The 15,501-nt window shown below is 64.9% G+C and carries 16 protein-coding genes and 1 pseudogene; 7 read left to right on the plus strand and 10 right to left on the minus strand.

The window, feature by feature from the left end; all coding sequences use genetic code 11:
- Positions 1-192: 192 nt before the first annotated feature.
- From H8B02_RS05615 to H8B02_RS05625, 3 genes are read left to right on the plus strand one after another with little or no spacing between them, the layout of a single operon-like run.
- Entirely contained in the window at positions 193-540 is a 348-nt protein-coding gene (locus tag H8B02_RS05615) for an ArsR/SmtB family transcription factor (RefSeq protein WP_229165256.1), read from the plus strand.
- Positions 537-977 carry an SRPBCC family protein gene (locus H8B02_RS05620; protein WP_229165257.1) on the plus strand — a complete coding sequence of 147 codons (441 nt, stop codon included), beginning with the start codon at positions 537-539 and terminating at the stop codon, positions 975-977. Before H8B02_RS05615 ends, H8B02_RS05620 begins: the two co-directional genes overlap by 4 nt.
- A 17-nt stretch (positions 978-994) precedes the next feature.
- Positions 995-1,645 carry a glutathione S-transferase family protein gene (locus H8B02_RS05625; protein WP_229165258.1) on the plus strand — a complete coding sequence of 217 codons (651 nt, stop codon included), beginning with the start codon at positions 995-997 and terminating at the stop codon, positions 1,643-1,645.
- Between the two features lie 6 nt (positions 1,646-1,651).
- On the opposite strand, the gene H8B02_RS05630 is transcribed toward H8B02_RS05625, so the two are convergent.
- The 4 genes from H8B02_RS05630 to H8B02_RS05645 all read right to left on the minus strand — a co-directional run bounded on the left by H8B02_RS05630 (position 1,652) and on the right by H8B02_RS05645 (position 4,844).
- Positions 1,652-2,713: a ketopantoate reductase family protein gene (locus H8B02_RS05630; protein ID WP_229165259.1), complete on the minus strand. Its 1,062-nt coding sequence runs from the start codon at positions 2,711-2,713 to the stop codon at positions 1,652-1,654.
- 180 nt (positions 2,714-2,893) lie between these two features.
- A complete protein-coding gene (locus H8B02_RS05635) occupies positions 2,894-3,283 on the minus strand; it encodes a DUF1236 domain-containing protein (protein ID WP_229165260.1) in 390 nt (129 codons plus the stop codon).
- Positions 3,284-3,501: 218 nt separating this feature from the next.
- Positions 3,502-4,284, minus strand: a complete 783-nt coding sequence (locus H8B02_RS05640) for an NYN domain-containing protein (RefSeq protein WP_229165261.1) — start codon at positions 4,282-4,284, stop codon at positions 3,502-3,504.
- A gap of 152 nt (positions 4,285-4,436) precedes the next feature.
- On the minus strand, positions 4,437-4,844 hold the full coding sequence (locus tag H8B02_RS05645; protein ID WP_173641891.1) for a hypothetical protein: 408 nt from the start codon (positions 4,842-4,844) through the stop codon (positions 4,437-4,439).
- A gap of 366 nt (positions 4,845-5,210) precedes the next feature.
- Between H8B02_RS05645 and H8B02_RS05650 the strand changes: the two genes are divergently transcribed.
- Together H8B02_RS05650 and H8B02_RS05655 are read left to right on the plus strand one after the other, a co-directional pair.
- Positions 5,211-6,623: an MFS transporter gene (locus H8B02_RS05650; protein WP_229165262.1), complete on the plus strand. Its 1,413-nt coding sequence runs from the start codon at positions 5,211-5,213 to the stop codon at positions 6,621-6,623.
- A 116-nt stretch (positions 6,624-6,739) separates the two neighbouring features.
- On the plus strand, positions 6,740-7,498 hold the full coding sequence (locus H8B02_RS05655; protein WP_229165263.1) for a GntR family transcriptional regulator: 759 nt from the start codon (positions 6,740-6,742) through the stop codon (positions 7,496-7,498).
- A 6-nt stretch (positions 7,499-7,504) separates the two neighbouring features.
- Here the strand turns inward: H8B02_RS05655 and H8B02_RS05660 are convergent, their stop codons facing one another.
- The 6 genes from H8B02_RS05660 to H8B02_RS05685 all read right to left on the minus strand — a co-directional run bounded on the left by H8B02_RS05660 (position 7,505) and on the right by H8B02_RS05685 (position 12,756).
- Positions 7,505-8,614 (minus strand): Zn-dependent alcohol dehydrogenase, encoded by a 1,110-nt coding sequence (locus H8B02_RS05660; protein WP_229165264.1) that lies wholly within the window; start codon positions 8,612-8,614, stop codon positions 7,505-7,507.
- Between the two features lie 36 nt (positions 8,615-8,650).
- Positions 8,651-8,959, minus strand: coding sequence for a DUF6166 domain-containing protein (locus H8B02_RS05665; RefSeq protein WP_229165265.1), 309 nt, complete (start codon positions 8,957-8,959; stop codon positions 8,651-8,653).
- A gap of 28 nt (positions 8,960-8,987) precedes the next feature.
- Entirely contained in the window at positions 8,988-9,185 is a 198-nt protein-coding gene (locus tag H8B02_RS05670) for a hypothetical protein (protein ID WP_024579640.1), read from the minus strand.
- A gap of 11 nt (positions 9,186-9,196) precedes the next feature.
- Complete coding sequence (locus H8B02_RS05675; RefSeq protein WP_229165266.1) at positions 9,197-9,571, minus strand: hypothetical protein; 375 nt, start codon at positions 9,569-9,571, stop codon at positions 9,197-9,199.
- A complete protein-coding gene (locus H8B02_RS05680) occupies positions 9,558-10,355 on the minus strand; it encodes a sterol desaturase family protein (RefSeq protein WP_229165289.1) in 798 nt (265 codons plus the stop codon). The genes H8B02_RS05675 and H8B02_RS05680 overlap by 14 nt, the downstream gene beginning before the upstream one ends.
- 271 nt (positions 10,356-10,626) lie before the next feature.
- Complete coding sequence (locus H8B02_RS05685; protein WP_229165267.1) at positions 10,627-12,756, minus strand: acetate--CoA ligase family protein; 2,130 nt, start codon at positions 12,754-12,756, stop codon at positions 10,627-10,629.
- Between the two features lie 217 nt (positions 12,757-12,973).
- Here H8B02_RS05685 and H8B02_RS05690 point away from each other — a divergent pair, with 217 nt between their 5' ends.
- Positions 12,974-13,669: a GntR family transcriptional regulator gene (locus tag H8B02_RS05690; protein ID WP_163160266.1), complete on the plus strand. Its 696-nt coding sequence runs from the start codon at positions 12,974-12,976 to the stop codon at positions 13,667-13,669.
- Between the two features lie 89 nt (positions 13,670-13,758).
- A pseudogene (gene oxc, locus H8B02_RS05695) lies at positions 13,759-15,488 on the plus strand (oxalyl-CoA decarboxylase).
- Positions 15,489-15,501 lie beyond the last annotated feature (13 nt).

Raw genomic sequence — 15,501 nt, forward strand, 5'->3', positions numbered from 1 at the left:
CGCCGCCGGATGACAGGCTCCGCGAAGCAATCCATCCACCCGCATATCCGGTGGATGGATCGCTTCGTCGCGTCGCCTCGCGCGATGACAGGCAGGCTGTGCCGAGAGGTGGTTTCTTGCTATTTAACGATTGCATTATTTAACCATTGTGTTATTTAACACTTTCATTAATCACCATAAGGCTCTCCCGCCATGTCGGCCGCGGCGCCTCAACTCGACAATCTATTCGCGGCGCTCGCCGATCCGACCCGGCGCGCGATCATCGACCGGCTGCTCGCCCGCGGCGAGCTCAGCGTCGGCGAGGTCGCCGCTCCCTTTTCCATCAGCACGCCGGCCATCACACGGCATCTGCAGGTGCTGGAGGCGGCCGGACTGATCGAACGCCGGGTCGAGCGACAATGGCGGTTCGTGCGCGTGCGCGCCGATGCGCTGGCACCGATGGAGAGCTGGCTGGAGCGGCATCGGCGGCACTGGTCGGCGGCGCTGGATCGCCTGGAAGCAGTGGCTGCCGCGCAAATACCGCAGCGGAGGAAATCATGAGCGATGCCGACACCACGCTGCGCATCGAACGCTTGATCGCCGCGCCGCCCGAGGTGTTGTTCGCGCTCTGGATCGAGCCGGCGCAATTGCTGAAATGGTGGGCACCGGACGGCTACGAGCCTTCGGTCGACATTCTCGACGCAAGACCCGGCGGCCGCTGGCGCACCATGATGCGCAGGCCCGATGGCGGCGTGGTCGCGACCAGCGGGGTCTACCGCATTGTCGAGCCGCCGTACCGGCTCTCCTTCACCTGGGCCTGGGAAAGCGAGCACGGCGCGCGCGGCCACGAAAGCGAGGTCGCGGTGACCTTCGAGGCCGCGCCGGGCGGCACGCGGCTCGTGCTGCTGCAGCAGCGCTTCGAGAACAAGGAAACCTGCGACCGCCACGTGATCGGCTGGTCGGCCGCGCTCGACCGCATGTCGTGGATCGCGCGCTGACGACACGGGAGATATCCATGACCGCTCCGGAAATCATCGGCTCGATCCGCTCGACCTACACGCACGCGATCCGCCTGGTGTGCGAGGAAAAGGGCATCGACTACACGCTCACCGAACGGCCGCTGCGTGCGCCTGAAGTCTATGCGATCCATCCGTTCGGGAAAATGCCGGTGCTGCGCCACGGCGATTTTGAGCTGTTCGAATCCAAGGCGATCGCCACCTATCTCGACCGCAGCTTCCCTGCGCCTTATTTGTTTCCGGCCGATCTTCGGCTCGCCGCGCTCACCGAACAATGGATTTCGGTCGTCAACACGCTGATCGACCACACGCTGATCCGGACCTACCTGTTCGCCTATATCGCGCCGAAGACCGCCGACGGCACCCCCGACCGCGCGGCCATCGATGCCGTCATGCCGGCGTTGCGCGCGCAGATCGACGTTCTCGACCGAGCGGTCGCGCCGACGGGCTACCTTGTCGGCGATCATCTCACCTTCGCCGACCTCAACCTGCTGCCGATCCTGCACCGGGTACAGCAGGCGCCCGAAGGCGCCAGCGCACTTGCGGATGCACCGCATCTCGCGCGCTATTACGCGCAACACACCGCGCGGCCGAGCTTCCGACGCACGATGCCGCCCGCCGGCCCGCCACGGCGGAGCTCGACATCGTAGCGCCGTTCAATTCAGCCGCAACTCGGTGATATGCCGGGGATCCGGCGCGAGTTCGCCGCGTTCGACGCGCTTGACGATGTCGGTCAGCGCGGCGTTGGCATTGCATGCGAGGCCAAGCTTCTCGCCCTCGCGCACCACAAAGCCGTTGAGGAATTCGATCTCGGTGCGGCGGCCCTTCTGGATGTCCTGGCCCATCGAGGGACGCTGCGCCGATGACGTGCGCTTGGCATCCTTGAAGCGCTGCTCGTCGCAGGCGCGCGTCGCGGCCTCGTCGCCCTCGCCCGCCCGCGCGATGGTCTCGGGCGGCAGATGCAGGATCTCCTCCAGCTGATAGCCCTGCGCCTGGCCGACGCGGATCGCCTCGCTGCCGAGCCGCGTCGAGAAGCGGCGCAGCGGTTCGCTTTGCAGCATCTCGCCGCCCGCTAGACCCGTGCAGGCCGAGAGCCCGTTGCCCATCACGTTGGCGACGAGCTTGGACCAGCGCTCGCCCCAGAGATTGCCGGTCACCTTGGCGCTATCGGAGTAGCCAACCAGGCGGCAAACCTCCTCCGCCCGCGCGGTGATACGGCCATGCACCTCGCCGGCGCGGAACACGGTATGCGCCGCGCCACCCTTGCCGGCGCCGCGGTGCATATGGCCGGGCTCGGGCAGGTTGACGGTGATGCTGCTCGCGATGCAGCCGAGCGTCTTGCCCCAGCCGACGATGCCGGCGATCGTCTCCTCATTCATACAGTTCTGCAGAGAGACGACGTAACCGTCCGGCGCCAGATATTGCCGGATCAGCATGGTCGCCCAGGCGGTGTCGTAGGACTTCATGCAGACGAAGGCGATGTCGACCGGCTTTTCCTTTGCCAGTTGCTGAGCATCGGTGACGTGCAGCGCACGCACCGGCACCGAGAACTCGGCGACATCCATCGCGTGCGTGACGCGCAATCCGTGCTTGCGCATGTGCTCGACATGCTCGGGCCAGGGATCGATGAAGGTGACGTCCTCACCCGCCTGCACCATATGCGCACCGGCATAGCCGCCGACCGCACCCGCGCCGACGATCGCGATCTTCCGACCCATGTTTCCACCCTGCTCTTGATTGAGGCGGCCGCTGGCTGCGTCCGCGTGTTGCGGACCAGTCTAGGGGATCGCGCCGGCAGGCCAACCAGGCACCTCATGAAAAAACGGGCCCGTGCCATGCGAAAATCCCCGCGGGCGACAAGCCCGCGAGGATCTTCGCAGTTAGAAATATCGGCGCGATCAGTCGATGATCTTGACGATCCTGCGGGTGCGCGGCTCGACGATCACGCGGCGATCATTGACGATCGCGTAGCGGTATTCGGTGTAGCGCGGCACCGGACGCAGCACGACGGTGTCGGGCAGCGGCTCGCCGACCACGACGCGCTCGCGCACCACGACCGACGGCTCGTCGCGCGGGATCGACGTGATCACCGCATTCGGAATCTCGAGGCCGGCGCCGACCGCGGCACCAACCGTGCCGCCGACGATCTCGCCAACCGGGCCTGCGATCTCGCCACCGGTCCGCGCACCGTTCGCGGCGCCCGCCGCGGTCGTTGACTGCGCGAACGCCGAGCCGGACGCGAGCAGCGACGCGGCGGCAACAAGGGAAACAGCAAGACGCTTGTTCATGATTCTCCTCCTCCGAGTTATGAGACGCCCCTTCAACATCGCAGGGAACGAGACGTTCCAGTTCCAACGCCGGCAACTCGTGCGCAAATTCCAGTTCCGCAGCAACTCGCCTTAGTTCCAGCACAAATGAAAATGCTGCTCCGGATAATGTCCGAAGCAGCATTCATCGTGGGTTCAGATTCAGAGATGGATTAGAGCAGGAGCGCGCTGCGCGCCGTTCATTCCGGCGGTTTTTGATCGGCTCGTCGTCTTGGCGTTCGCCGTCTTGGCGGCGGTGCCGCCGCCTGCTTGATGCGGATTCGCGTCGTCCCGCCCTTGGGCTGTTCAATCTCGAACGCGTTTGTCCTGCGCACCAGCTCGCTCAGGGTGCGGAAGCCGTAAGTCCTTTGATCGAAATCCGACGCCAGATTGGCCAGCTGCCTTCCGACCTCGCCAAGCGTCACCCAGCCGTCCTCGCTGGCCATCTGGCCGATCACCTTCTTGAGGATGGGCGTGGCGGCGTCCGGCGGCTGCAACGGCTGGGCACGCACGGCCGCATCCTGGTTGCTCGTCACCCCGCCGCGCAAATTCTCGGTGTAGACGAACCTGCGGCAGGCCTGCCGGAAACTCTCCGGCGTCTTCTGCTCGCCGAACCCGAACACGTCGATGCCGTGCTCGCGGATGCGGGCGGCAAGCCGGGTGAAATCGCTGTCCGACGACACCAGGCAGAATCCATCGAACCGGCCGCTGTGCAGCAGGTCCATCGCGTCGATCACCAGGGTGATGTCGGATGCATTCTTGCCGGTCGTATAGGCGAATTGCTGCTGCGGGATGATGGCGTGCTTGGACAGAATGTCGGCCCAGCCCTTCGACCTCGGATTGGAGAAGTCGCCGTAGATTCGGCGCACGCTGGCTTCGCCGATCTTGGCGATCTCCTCGAACAGCCCGTCGGCGATCCTTGCAGATGCATTGTCGGCGTCGATCAGGACCGCCAGACGGGGCGAACGGAGTTCGGAAGGCATGGCTTCTCTCTGCTGGGATATGATGGATCAAGATTTCGCTGACGGCCCCGGAACCGACGCAGCCGTCGCATCGGAGCACATCGCGCGTCCCAAGCATAGGGTCGGTGGCATCGCCGCGACTTTCGTGGCGAATGCATCCTCGGGCGGTGTGGTCAGAGCACCTCGCCCATATCGATCGCGCGCCTGGCGAACTCGATGGCCTTCTCCGCGGTGATCGCATCCGCTGTCGTGGTCGCCTCGTCGCGCACCGACGGCGGAGAAGCGATCCGGATCTTCTTGCCGTTCGACCGGCGGATGGTCGCGCGCCAGCGATCGACATCGCGCCGGTAGGCATCGATCACAAAATCCCGATAGGTGACGCCGCTCATGAGCGGCTGAAGGGACGCTGCTTCGAGACCGGCCGGCCGGCTTGCGACATCGCGCACCATCTCGACAATCATCTCGACGGCATGCTCACGCGCGGCGCCGGTCGCGTCCCTGAGCAGATAGCTCACCGCCGCGCCGATCTGCGCCCTTGCGCGATCGTCGCTCGCAAAATCCAAATCGACCTGAACTGACATGATGGGAAAAACGCCTCCTCCGGACCCAATATCGGATACCTCCAGGCATCCGGTACGTCACAACCACGAGACCTTTAGTCGGCCCCCCATTAAAGCCCGATTATCGGACAGGCCCCGATTTCTCGGATGCCGTTAACCGGGCTTTGATGCCGCTTCGGAAGATGTCCGAAGCGGCATCAAACGCCGATCGGATCACAGCAGGCCGGCGCCGCGCGCCGATTTGTCCCCGGCCCTGTCCGGCGCGGAGGCCGGCTCGCTCCCGTCAATTCGTGCGTGATCACCAATTGACATATCACTGCTATCCGTGTGACATTTTATGGAACGGGCCGACAAGAGCCCGGCAACGTCCATCTGGGGAGGACAGCAATGACCATTTCCGACGTCACCGCAGCGGCCGGAAGCCGGGCTCCGGCCGCCGTCGCGCGCACCGCGCAGGCACAGCAGGTCGCCGACATCGCGGCACGGCTCGAACGCCTACCGCTGACCTCCTATCAGCGCTGGATCTTCGGAATCATCGCAACCGCATGGTTCTTCGACAGCATGGACCTGGCCGCGCTGACCTTCGTGCTCGGCTCGATCCGCCAGACCTTCGGCCTGTCGACGGCGGAAACCGGGCTGCTGTCCAGCATGAGCTTCCTCGGCATGTTCATAGGCGCCGCGTCCGCCGGCCTGCTGGCCGACCGTTTCGGCCGCGCCCGCGTCTTCCAGGTCAGCATGATCTTCTGGGGCTTGGGCAGCCTGTGCTGTGGTCTCTCGACGACGGCGACCGCGCTCGGCGCTTCCCGCCTGTTGCTCGGCTTCGGCATGGGCATGGAGTTTCCAGTCGCGCAGTCGATGGTCTCGGAGATCATGCCGGCCCGCAACCGCGGCCGCTACATCGCGTTCCTCGAAGGGTTTTGGCCGCTCGGCTTCATTGCGTCGGGCCTGTTGACCTACTTCGTACTGCAGGCCGCCGACTGGCGCTGGGTCTTCATCCTGCAGGCGATCCCGGCCGTCTTCGTGCTCGTGGTGCGACGCTACGTTCCGGAATCGCCGCGCTGGCTCGCTTCCCACGGCTATTCCGAGCGGGCCGAAGCGACCGTGCGCGACATCGAAAGCAGGGTCCGCGATCGTCTCGGCAGCAAGGAGCTGCCGCCGGTGGTGCGCCAGGCGGCCGCACCCGCGTCGGAAGTGACCGGCCTGAGGACGCTGTTTTCGGGCATCTACGCCAAGCGGACCGCGATGTTGTGGACCTTGTGGTTCTTCGCCCTGCTCGGCTTCTACGGTCTGACCACGTGGCTCGGCGCGCTGCTGCAGGCCAAGGGATTCCCGATCACCAAATCGGTGTTCTACACCATCCTGATCTCGCTCGCGGGCATTCCCGGCTTCCTGGTCTCGGCGTGGCTCGTCGAATCCTGGGGCCGAAAGGCGACGCTGGTGATGAACCTGCTCTGCGGCGCGATCGCCTGCCACTTCTACGGCTCGGCGGCGGACCAGACCCAGCTCATCATTGCCGGCCTCTGCATGCAGTTCTTCCTGTTCGGCATGTGGTCAGCGCTTTACGCCTATACGCCTGAACTATACCCGACCCATGTCCGCGCCACCGGAACCGGTTTTGCCTCCGCAGTCGGCCGCATCGGTTCACTGATCGGCCCCTATGTGATCGGCGTGATCCTGCCTGCGGCAGGGCAGAGCGGCGTGTTCGCGCTGGGCGCCGGCGCGTTCGTGGTGGCAGCGCTGGCGGTGCTGTTGCTCGGCGAGGAAACCCGCGGCCGGACGCTGGAGAGCATTTCGCACTGATGATGCGCCGCTGTTCGCTGCATGCGGCCGGATTCGGTGTAGCGCCGATCGAGCGGCCTTGTCAGTGCCGTCGGGGCGTGTGAGATATCTGCTGTACAGCAGCACGCAAGATCCCGATGGCAGATTCGAGCAAACGATCCAGCACGGTGCGCGCGCGCGCAGCAGGAAGCCTCCGGCCGGCGCGGCCATCGTCCGCCGCCGCCGGCAAGCCGCGCGCTGCCACGCAGGCCATGCTCCCGCAAGCCGACGTCACCCTCACCGATCGCGCCTATGCCGAGCTCGAAGAGCTGATCGTGACGCTGCAGCTGCCGCCCGGTACTGCGCTCTCCGAGCTGGTGCTCGCCAAGCGGCTCGACATCGGCCGTACCCCGATCCGCGAGGCGTTGCAGCGGCTGTCGCGCGACGGCCTCGTCAACATCCTGGCCCGTCGTGGCGTGCTGGTGTCCGAGATCGACCTGCGCGCCCAGCTCCGCCTGCTCGAAGTGCGGCGCGAGCTGGAACGGCTGATGGCGCGCGGCGCCGCCGAGCGCGCCACCAGCGAGCAACGCAAGCAGTTCTACGAGATCGCCGCCGGCATGCGGCGCGCGTCGGAAAAGTCCGACGATCTGCTGTTCATGCGGCTGGATCACCAGTTCAACACGCTGATCTCGGCGGCGTCGCGCAACGAGTTCGCCTCCCGCGCGATGGGCCTGATGCACGGCCTGTCGCGCCGATTCTGGTACCAGCACTACAAGGAAGCGGCCGATCTGCCGCTCGCGGCGCGGCTGCATGCCGATGTCGCCGAAGCCGTCGCCGAGCGCCGCGTCGACGCCGCGGGCGCGGCCTCCGACAGCCTGATCGACTACATCGAGAGCTTTGCGCGTTCGACGCTGTGAGCGTTTTCAGAACTCGACGACCGTGCGGATCGAGCGGCCGCGCCGCAACGCCTCGAAGCCATCATTGATGCCGTCGAGGCTGCAGCGGCCGGTGATCAGTTCGTCGAGCTTGAGCCGGCCGTCGAGATAGGCCTGCGCCAGCAACGGAAAGTCGCGCCGTGGCCGCGCACCGCCGTAGCTCGAGCGACGAAATCGCTTCTCGCCCATCAACGCGCCCCAGCGGAAACTCACGTCTTGCGTGACGTCGATCTTGCCGAGCCAGATCACCTCGCCGCCCGGCCGCACCGCCTCCGCGGTCTGCCGAAACGCCTTGGGATGGCCCGCCGCCTCGAGGATGACATCGGCGCCCCGTCCGCGCGTCGCCTCCTTGGCGAACTGCACCGGGTCCTCGCGCGCTGCGTTGACGATCTGCGTCGCGCCGAGTTGCCGCGCCAGCGCAAGCTTTGCATCGTCGAGGTCAACCGCGATGATCGCACCGGCGCCGGCGAGCCGGGCGCCCTGCACCGCTGCCAGCCCGACCGCGCCGCAGCCGGTGACCATCACGGTATCGCCATAGCCGATGTCGGCTATGTTCAGCGCGGCACCAACGCCGGTCACGACGCCGCAGCCGATCAGGCACGCGCGGTCGAACGGAATGTCCTTTGGCACGACGATCGCCTGCTGCGCCGGCAGCACGAGGTATTCCGAGAACGCGCCGAGAAACATCAGGTGGGCCAGGCTGCCGCCGCCCGCGAGCTGCGCCTTCGACGCGCCGTCGAAATGCACGCCTTCCGCGCCCCTGGCGAGATAGGTCTCGCACAGGATCGGCTGCGCGCGGTCGCAGTGAAAGCAGTGCCCGCAATGCGGATTCCACGACAGGATCACGTGATCGCCGGCGCGCACGTCGTGCACCGCGCTGCCGACCTCCTCGACCACGCCGGCCGCCTCGTGCCCGAGGATCATCGGCACGGGGTAGCGCAGCGATCCGTCGATTACCTCCAGATCGGTGTGGCAGAGCCCCGCGGCACGCACCTTCACCACGACGTCGGTCGGCATCGGTGGTGCAAGCGAAACGCGCTCGATGGAGAGCGGCGTTCCGCTTTGATGCAGCACCGCCGCGCGACAGGTCAGGGTCATCTCAAAGAATTCTCCGGCGGAGAAATCCGCGTGGGGTCAGGCCGTTTGTCCGGATCGCAGCGCCGCGACCGCCTCGTCGAGATCGGCCGAGGAGAGCTCCCATTCATTGCCGAAATTGGCGACGATGCGCCGCATGAAGCTCTGGTGCAGCGCCTTCGCCGCGGTCGCGTCGTGCAGATGATCATAGAGCAGCGCGAAGGCCAGCTGTGCCGGCTCGGGCCCCTCATAGCTCCATTCAAATCCGTGTTCGGTGAGCCGAAGTTGGTCGTAATGCGGTGACAGCGGCTCGCCGTCGACCAGCACGGAAATGCCGTCGATGGTACGGTCCCCGGCATAGCTCGCCATCGGTGCCTCCCTGTGCTGCAGCATCATATCAGGATCCCGGTGGACGCATCTTGAGGTCCTTCTTGACGACCTCGGGGAAGATCCACATCGCGACCGTGGCGAATACGCCGAGGAAGGCGACTGCGTAGCTCGGTCCCTGCTGTCCGAGATAGACCATGAAGAAGTATCCGCAAGCCGCCGTGGCGAGGCACGCCAGCGACAGCATGAGCTTGATGTGGCTCGGCATCGAGACCTCCCTCAGGTCCACATGTGGAACGATGATGCGGCCACGCCGACCAGCAGCGCCAGCGCTGCAATCATGGCGCAACAGGACAGGCGCAATCCCGCGCGTCCGTCGCGCCACCATTCCGGCAGCGCCTGAAACAGCCCGGGCAGGAACAAGAAGAGCACACCGCCCACCACAACGACGGTGGTCCAGCGCAGTTCGACCAGGGCGAATGCCAGCGTGCCGGCGAGCAACATCGCCCACAATGCGGTCGTCATCGTCACCGGCAGAACGGCGCGTCCACGCAGCGGATACATCCCGGCCAGCTGCAGGAAGCCGATGCAGCACACGCTCCACAGCAGGCCGAACCAGGCGAGGCCGGCGAGATTGGGTTCAAGCTGCGGCATGCGGCACCGATTGCTCCTTCACCACGACCCGCGGCGTCCGCGCCGTCCGTCGCATGTCGGTCTTCACGTAGCGCGTGCTGTAGCCGTTGAAGATGTGGCCAAGCAGGCCGCGGTTGAGGTCGGAGGTGCCGAACACATAGTCCATCACCGGGAAGGTCAGGTTCATGTTCCGCTCCATCATGATCGACTGGTTGTGATGGGCGGTATGATGCCGGCGTATGGTGTTGACGAACGGCATGTTGCGCACGAAGGCATTTTCCTCGACGTGGCAGCAGAAATGCATGAATTCGTAGATCAGGTACATCGACGTGGTCGTGGTGATCAGCAGCCAGCCGGTATTGGCCGAGATCACCAGACCGGCGACGATCGCCGGCGGGATCGACATTAGGGTGAACACCACCAGCGCATAGGGCGGGAAGAAGGTGACGCGCCAGTCGTGATGATCGGCAAAGCGCATCTCCTCTTCGGTGAAGAACTGATGGTGCATCAGGGTGTGGCGGCTGTAGATCGCGCGCAGCAGTGGCACATTCGACGGCCGGTGCATGACGAAGCGATGCACCGCCCATTCGAAGAAGTTCGCAATCAGGAACACCGCCGGAATGGTGAGGTATTCCCACCACTTCAAATCGTGCACATTGGCCAGGTAGACGTACAGCGCCGTGAAGCCGATCGTGTAGATCAGCACGACGTGCAGCCAGCCATTGTACCAGCCCACCACGCGCTCGCGGTAGGTCGCGCGATATTTGCGCTGGCGGTCGGTCATCCCTGTTGCAGCCAACTCCATCGCGGCGTCCTCCATCATTCTTATCTGACATATCAGTAGCACATCAGTTACGAAAGGCAAGCTGCCTTGGCGGGCAAGACGCGGTCGAGAAAAAGGGGACGGTGCGCGGAACCCGCGCAAGACGGAGCAGGAAAGCCCGGGCTGGTTTCGAACGATCGGGCTGATGCCGCCCTTCCCGTCCACCTCGGCGGCAAGGCCCAGACGGGGGCCAATAAAGAAGCCGCCCCGGACGATGTCCGAGGCGGCCTCTGGTCTTCGACAGATCAGACGATCAGAGCAGTCCCGCGCCGCGGGCCCATTTGTACTTGGCGCCCAGCACCTCGACCGGCAGCTCGGTCGAATAGGCGTAGGCCGGAATGCCGTTCTGGTAGAGATACTCGGCGGCCTCCTCGACCTCGACGTCGCCGGCGAGCGAGGCGACGATCGGCTTCACGAAGCCCTTGGCCTCCATCTCCTTCTTCACCTCGACCATGTTGCGCGCGAACACCATCGGTGGCGTCACGATGGTGTGCCAATAGCCGAGGATCAGCGCGTGGATGCGCTCATCGGAGAGACCGAGCTTCACCGTGTTGACGTAGGTGATCGGCGGCTCGCCGCCGGTGATATCCACAGGATTTCCAGCCGCGCCGAACGGCGGGATGAACTTGCGGAACGCCGCATCGAGATCCGGCGGCATCTGCATCAGCGACAGGCCGTTGTCGACCACGGAGTCGGAGAGCAGCACGCCGGAGCCGCCGGCACCGGTGATGATCAGGACGTTCTCGCCCTTCGGCGTCGGCAGCACCGGCACGCCGCGGGCGAATTCCAAGAGCTGCCGGAGCGAGCGGGCGCGGATCACGCCGGACTGCTTGAACACGTCCTCATAGATCTTGTCGTTGCCGGCGAGCGCGCCTGTGTGCGACGAGGCCGCCTTCGCACCCGCAGAAGTGCGGCCGGCCTTGAGCACGACCACCGGCTTCTTCTTGGAGACGCGCTTGGCGGCCTCCGCGAAGGCACGGCCGTCCTTCAGGTCTTCGCAGTGCTGCGCGATCAAATTGGTGTTCGGGTCCTGCTCGAAGAAGGCAAGCAGATCGTCCTCGTCGATGTCGGACTTGTTGCCGAGGCCGACGATCGCCGACACGCCCATCTTGGCCGAGCGCGAGAAGCCGATGATCGCCATGCCGATGCCGCCCGACTGCGACGACAGCGCCGCGTGGCCCTTGACGTCATAGGCGGTGCAGAACGTGGCGCACAGGTTGGCCGGCGTATAGTAGAAGCCGTAGATGTTCGGCCCCATCAGGCGGATGTTGTACTTCTTGCCGACCTCGACGATCTCGGCCTGCAATTCGGGCGCGCCGGCTTCGGCGAAGCCCGAGGGAATCAGCACCGCACCGGGGATTTTCTTCTCGCCGCACTCGACGAGCGCGCCGGCGACGAATTTCGCGGGGATCGCAAACACCGCCGTGTCGATCACGCCGGGCACGTCCTTGACGCTCTTGTAGGCCTTGTAGCCGAGAATCTCTTCAGCCTTCGGGTGGATCGGATAGATCTCGCCCTTGTAGCCGCCGTTGATGAGGTTCTTCATCACGGAGTTGCCGATCTTGCCGTCCTCGGCGGAGGCGCCGATCACCGCAACGCCCTTCGGCTGCATGATGCGGCTCATCGCGGCGACGATCTCTTCGGTCGGGCGCGGCGCCGGACGCGGCTTGTAGTCGAAGTCGACGACGATGCGGACGTCGGCGGCGATCGCGTTTTTGCTGGTGGCGAACACCGGATTAAGGTCGAGCTCGACGATCTCGGGGAAATCGCTGACCAGCTGCGACACCTTGACGATAACGTCGGCGAGCGCCTCGCGATTGACCGGCTCGCCGCCGCGCACGCCCTTCAGCATCTCATGCGCCTGGATGCCGTCGAGCATCGACAGCGCATCTTCCTTGGTCGCGGGCGCGAGGCGGAAGGTGATGTCCTTGAGGATTTCGACCAGCACGCCGCCGAGGCCGAAGGCGACCAGCTTGCCGAACGAGCCGTCGGTGATCGAACCGACGATCACCTCGGTGCCGCCGCCCAGCATCTGCTGGACCTGGATGCCCTCGATCTTGGCATCGGCCTTGTATTTCCTGGCGTTGGCGAGGATGGTCTCGTAGCTCTTCTCGGCGTCCGCGGCGCTCTTGACGCCGACCACCACGCCGCCCGCCTCGGTTTTGTGGAGGATGTCGGGCGAGACGATCTTCATCACCACCGGGAAGCCCATGTCGGAGGCGATCCGGGCAGCCTCGGCGGCCGACTTGGCGACGCCTTCCTTCGGCACCGGAATGCCGTAGGCGTCGCAAACCACCTTGCCTTCGGGCGCGGTGAGGCTCGTGCGCTTGTCGGCCCTGACCGCATCGAGAATTTTGCGGACCGCATCCTTCGAATTTGACATTGGCTTCCTCCTGGGACAGATTTCGTGGCATTTGGTATGCCAAAAACGTAATTGTCAAGGTCGGTCGACGTGCAAAAATACTGAAAAATATGGGCAGCTTGACATTCTGGTATTTGGCATGCCAAAAATCTAAGGTACTTTCTTCTGCTAAGAAGACGTCTCCAAGAGGAGGAGACGAGTCGTGCCTGACCCGAAACAGACCAAGGCGTCGCCCAACATGGCTGACACAGATATCGCCATCGTCCGCATCGCGCCGGAGACGAGCTTCAAGAACAAGGCCTATGAGGCCTTGAAGGAAGCTATCCTGAAGATGGACATCTACGCGACGCCCGAGCCGGTGATGCTCGACGAACGCGCATTGTCCGAGCGCCTCGGCGTCAGCCGCACGCCGATCCGCGAAGCGATCGCGATGCTCGAGCAGGACGGTTTCGTGAAAACCGTGCCGCGCCGCGGCATCATCGTGGTCCGCCGCACCAAGTCGGAGATCGTCGACATGATCCGCGCCTGGGCGGCGCTGGAAAGCATGGCGGCGCGCCTGATCACCACCACCGCGCGCAAGAAGGACATCTCGGCGCTGCGCGACTTCTTCAAGGACTTCAGCGACGACCGCCTGCCGCAGGATCACGTCGAGGAATATTCCAAGGCCAACATCGCCTTCCACCAGGCGCTGATCTCGCTGTCGGAATCGCCTGTGCTGGTCGATCTCACCAATGACCTGCTGCTGCATGTGCGCGGCTATCGCCAGCTCACGATCGGCCGCAAGGACCGCACCGCGACCTCGCTGCCCGAGCATCTCGGGATCATCGAGGCGCTGGAAGCGCGCGACACCGAGCTCGCCGAAAAGCGCGCCCGCGATCACACGCTCGGCCTTGCCGCCTATGTCGAGGCGCACGGCCAAGAATTATTCACGTAGAGAACCGTTCACGTAAGTTTGAGAGTCCACACCCGCTTCAGACGACGATCAGATCGTCCGAACCAAGAACGATCAGGGAGACGATGCCGATGCTGAATACCGCTACGAAGTCCGAGGCACCGGGCACCGAGCAAGAATTGACCGATGGCTTCCACCTCGTCATCGATGCGCTCAAGCTCAACGGCATCGACACCGTCTATGGTGTGCCGGGTATCCCGATCACGGACCTGGGCCGCATGGCCCAGGCGGCGGGCATTCGCGTGCTCTCGTTCCGCCACGAGCAGAATGCCGGCTATGCGGCCTCGATCGCCGGCTTCCTGACCAAGCGTCCCGGCGTCTGCCTCACGGTGTCGGCGCCCGGCTTCCTCAACGGCCTCACGGCCCTCGCCCACGCCACCACCAACTGCTTCCCGATGATCCTGATCTCGGGCTCGTCCGAGCGCGAGATCGTCGACCTGCAGCAGGGCGACTATGAGGAGATGGACCAGCTCGCGATCGCCAAGCCGCTGTGCAAGGCGGCCTTCCGCGTGCTGCACGCCCAGGACATTGGCATCGGCCTTGCCCGCGCGATCCGCGCCGCGGTGTCGGGCCGTCCCGGCGGCGTCTATCTCGACCTGCCCGCAAACTGTTCGGCCAGGTCATGGACGCGGCGGCCGGCGAGAAGTCGCTGGTCAAGGTGATCGATGCTGCGCCGGCGCAGCTCCCTGCCCCGTCGGCCGTCAAGCGCGCGCTCGACGTGCTGAAGAACGCGAAGCGTCCGCTGATCATCCTCGGCAAGGGCGCGGCCTACGCGCAGGCCGACGAGGCGATCAAGAATTTCGTCGAGAAGAGCGGCGTGCCGTTCCTGCCGATGAGCATGGCCAAGGGCCTCTTGCCCGATCTGCATCCGCAATGCGCGGGTGCGGCGCGCTCGACCGTGCTGAAGGAAGCCGACGTCGTGATGCTGATCGGTGCCCGCCTCAACTGGCTACTGTCGCATGGCAAGGGCAAGACCTGGGGTGAAGCTCCGAAGAAGTTCATCCAGGTCGACATCGAGCCGAAGGAAATGGATTCCAACGTCGAGATCGTCGCCCCCGTGGTCGGCGATATCGGCTCCTGCGTGTCCGCGTTCCTCGACGCCATGGGCGCGAGCTGGTCGGCCGCACCGAGCGACTGGCTCGCCACCGTGGCGAAGAAGCGCGACGACAACGTCGCCAAGATGGCGCCGAAGCTGATGAGCAATGCCTCACCGATGGACTATCACGGTGCGCTCGGCGCACTGCGCACGATCATCACGGAACGTCCCGACACCATCTTCGTCAACGAAGGCGCCAACACGCTCGATCTCGCCCGCGGCGTCGTCGACATGCACAAGCCGCGCAAGCGGCTCGACGTCGGCACCTGGGGCGTGATGGGCATCGGCATGGGCTATTCGATCGCGGCCGCGGTCGAGACCGGCCTGCCCGTGCTCGCGGTCGAAGGCGACAGCGCCTTCGGCTTCTCCGGCATGGAGGTCGAGACCATCTGCCGCTACAACCTGCCGATCTGCGTCGTGATCTTCAACAATGACGGCATCTATCGCGGCACCGACGTCAACAGCGCGGGCGAGGATCCAGCGACCACCGTGTTCGTCAAGGGCTCGCGCTACGACAAGATGATGGAAGCCTTCGGCGGCGTCGGCGTCAACGCCACCTCGCCCGACGAGCTGAAGCGAGCGGTCAATGCGGCGCTGGATTCCGGCAAGCCGACCTTGATCAACGCGGTGATCGATCCGGCGGCGGGCTCGGAGAGCGGCCGCATCGGCAACCTCAATCCTCAGAGCGTTCTGAAGAAGAAGTAACCCCTAACCCCAA

Origin of the sequence: Bradyrhizobium altum, from assembly GCF_020889705.1 — a bacterium.
GTDB classification, from domain to species: Bacteria; Pseudomonadota; Alphaproteobacteria; order Rhizobiales; family Xanthobacteraceae; genus Bradyrhizobium; species Bradyrhizobium altum.

What these genes read in the sequence shown, in the direction of transcription:
- H8B02_RS05615 (WP_229165256.1), top strand. Translation starts at nt 193, where the DNA reads ATGTCGGCCGCGGCGCCTCAACTCGACAATCTATTCGCGGCGCTCGCC.
- H8B02_RS05620 (WP_229165257.1), top strand. Translation starts at nt 537, where the DNA reads ATGAGCGATGCCGACACCACGCTGCGCATCGAACGCTTGATCGCCGCG.
- H8B02_RS05625 (WP_229165258.1), top strand. Translation starts at nt 995, where the DNA reads ATGACCGCTCCGGAAATCATCGGCTCGATCCGCTCGACCTACACGCAC.
- H8B02_RS05630 (WP_229165259.1), bottom strand. Translation starts at nt 2,713, where the DNA reads ATGGGTCGGAAGATCGCGATCGTCGGCGCGGGTGCGGTCGGCGGCTAT.
- H8B02_RS05635 (WP_229165260.1), bottom strand. Translation starts at nt 3,283, where the DNA reads ATGAACAAGCGTCTTGCTGTTTCCCTTGTTGCCGCCGCGTCGCTGCTC.
- H8B02_RS05640 (WP_229165261.1), bottom strand. Translation starts at nt 4,284, where the DNA reads ATGCCTTCCGAACTCCGTTCGCCCCGTCTGGCGGTCCTGATCGACGCC.
- H8B02_RS05645 (WP_173641891.1), bottom strand. Translation starts at nt 4,844, where the DNA reads ATGTCAGTTCAGGTCGATTTGGATTTTGCGAGCGACGATCGCGCAAGG.
- H8B02_RS05650 (WP_229165262.1), top strand. Translation starts at nt 5,211, where the DNA reads ATGACCATTTCCGACGTCACCGCAGCGGCCGGAAGCCGGGCTCCGGCC.
- H8B02_RS05655 (WP_229165263.1), top strand. Translation starts at nt 6,740, where the DNA reads ATGGCAGATTCGAGCAAACGATCCAGCACGGTGCGCGCGCGCGCAGCA.
- H8B02_RS05660 (WP_229165264.1), bottom strand. Translation starts at nt 8,614, where the DNA reads ATGACCCTGACCTGTCGCGCGGCGGTGCTGCATCAAAGCGGAACGCCG.
- H8B02_RS05665 (WP_229165265.1), bottom strand. Translation starts at nt 8,959, where the DNA reads ATGGCGAGCTATGCCGGGGACCGTACCATCGACGGCATTTCCGTGCTG.
- H8B02_RS05670 (WP_024579640.1), bottom strand. Translation starts at nt 9,185, where the DNA reads ATGCCGAGCCACATCAAGCTCATGCTGTCGCTGGCGTGCCTCGCCACG.
- H8B02_RS05675 (WP_229165266.1), bottom strand. Translation starts at nt 9,571, where the DNA reads ATGCCGCAGCTTGAACCCAATCTCGCCGGCCTCGCCTGGTTCGGCCTG.
- H8B02_RS05680 (WP_229165289.1), bottom strand. Translation starts at nt 10,355, where the DNA reads ATGGAGTTGGCTGCAACAGGGATGACCGACCGCCAGCGCAAATATCGC.
- H8B02_RS05685 (WP_229165267.1), bottom strand. Translation starts at nt 12,756, where the DNA reads ATGTCAAATTCGAAGGATGCGGTCCGCAAAATTCTCGATGCGGTCAGG.
- H8B02_RS05690 (WP_163160266.1), top strand. Translation starts at nt 12,974, where the DNA reads ATGGCTGACACAGATATCGCCATCGTCCGCATCGCGCCGGAGACGAGC.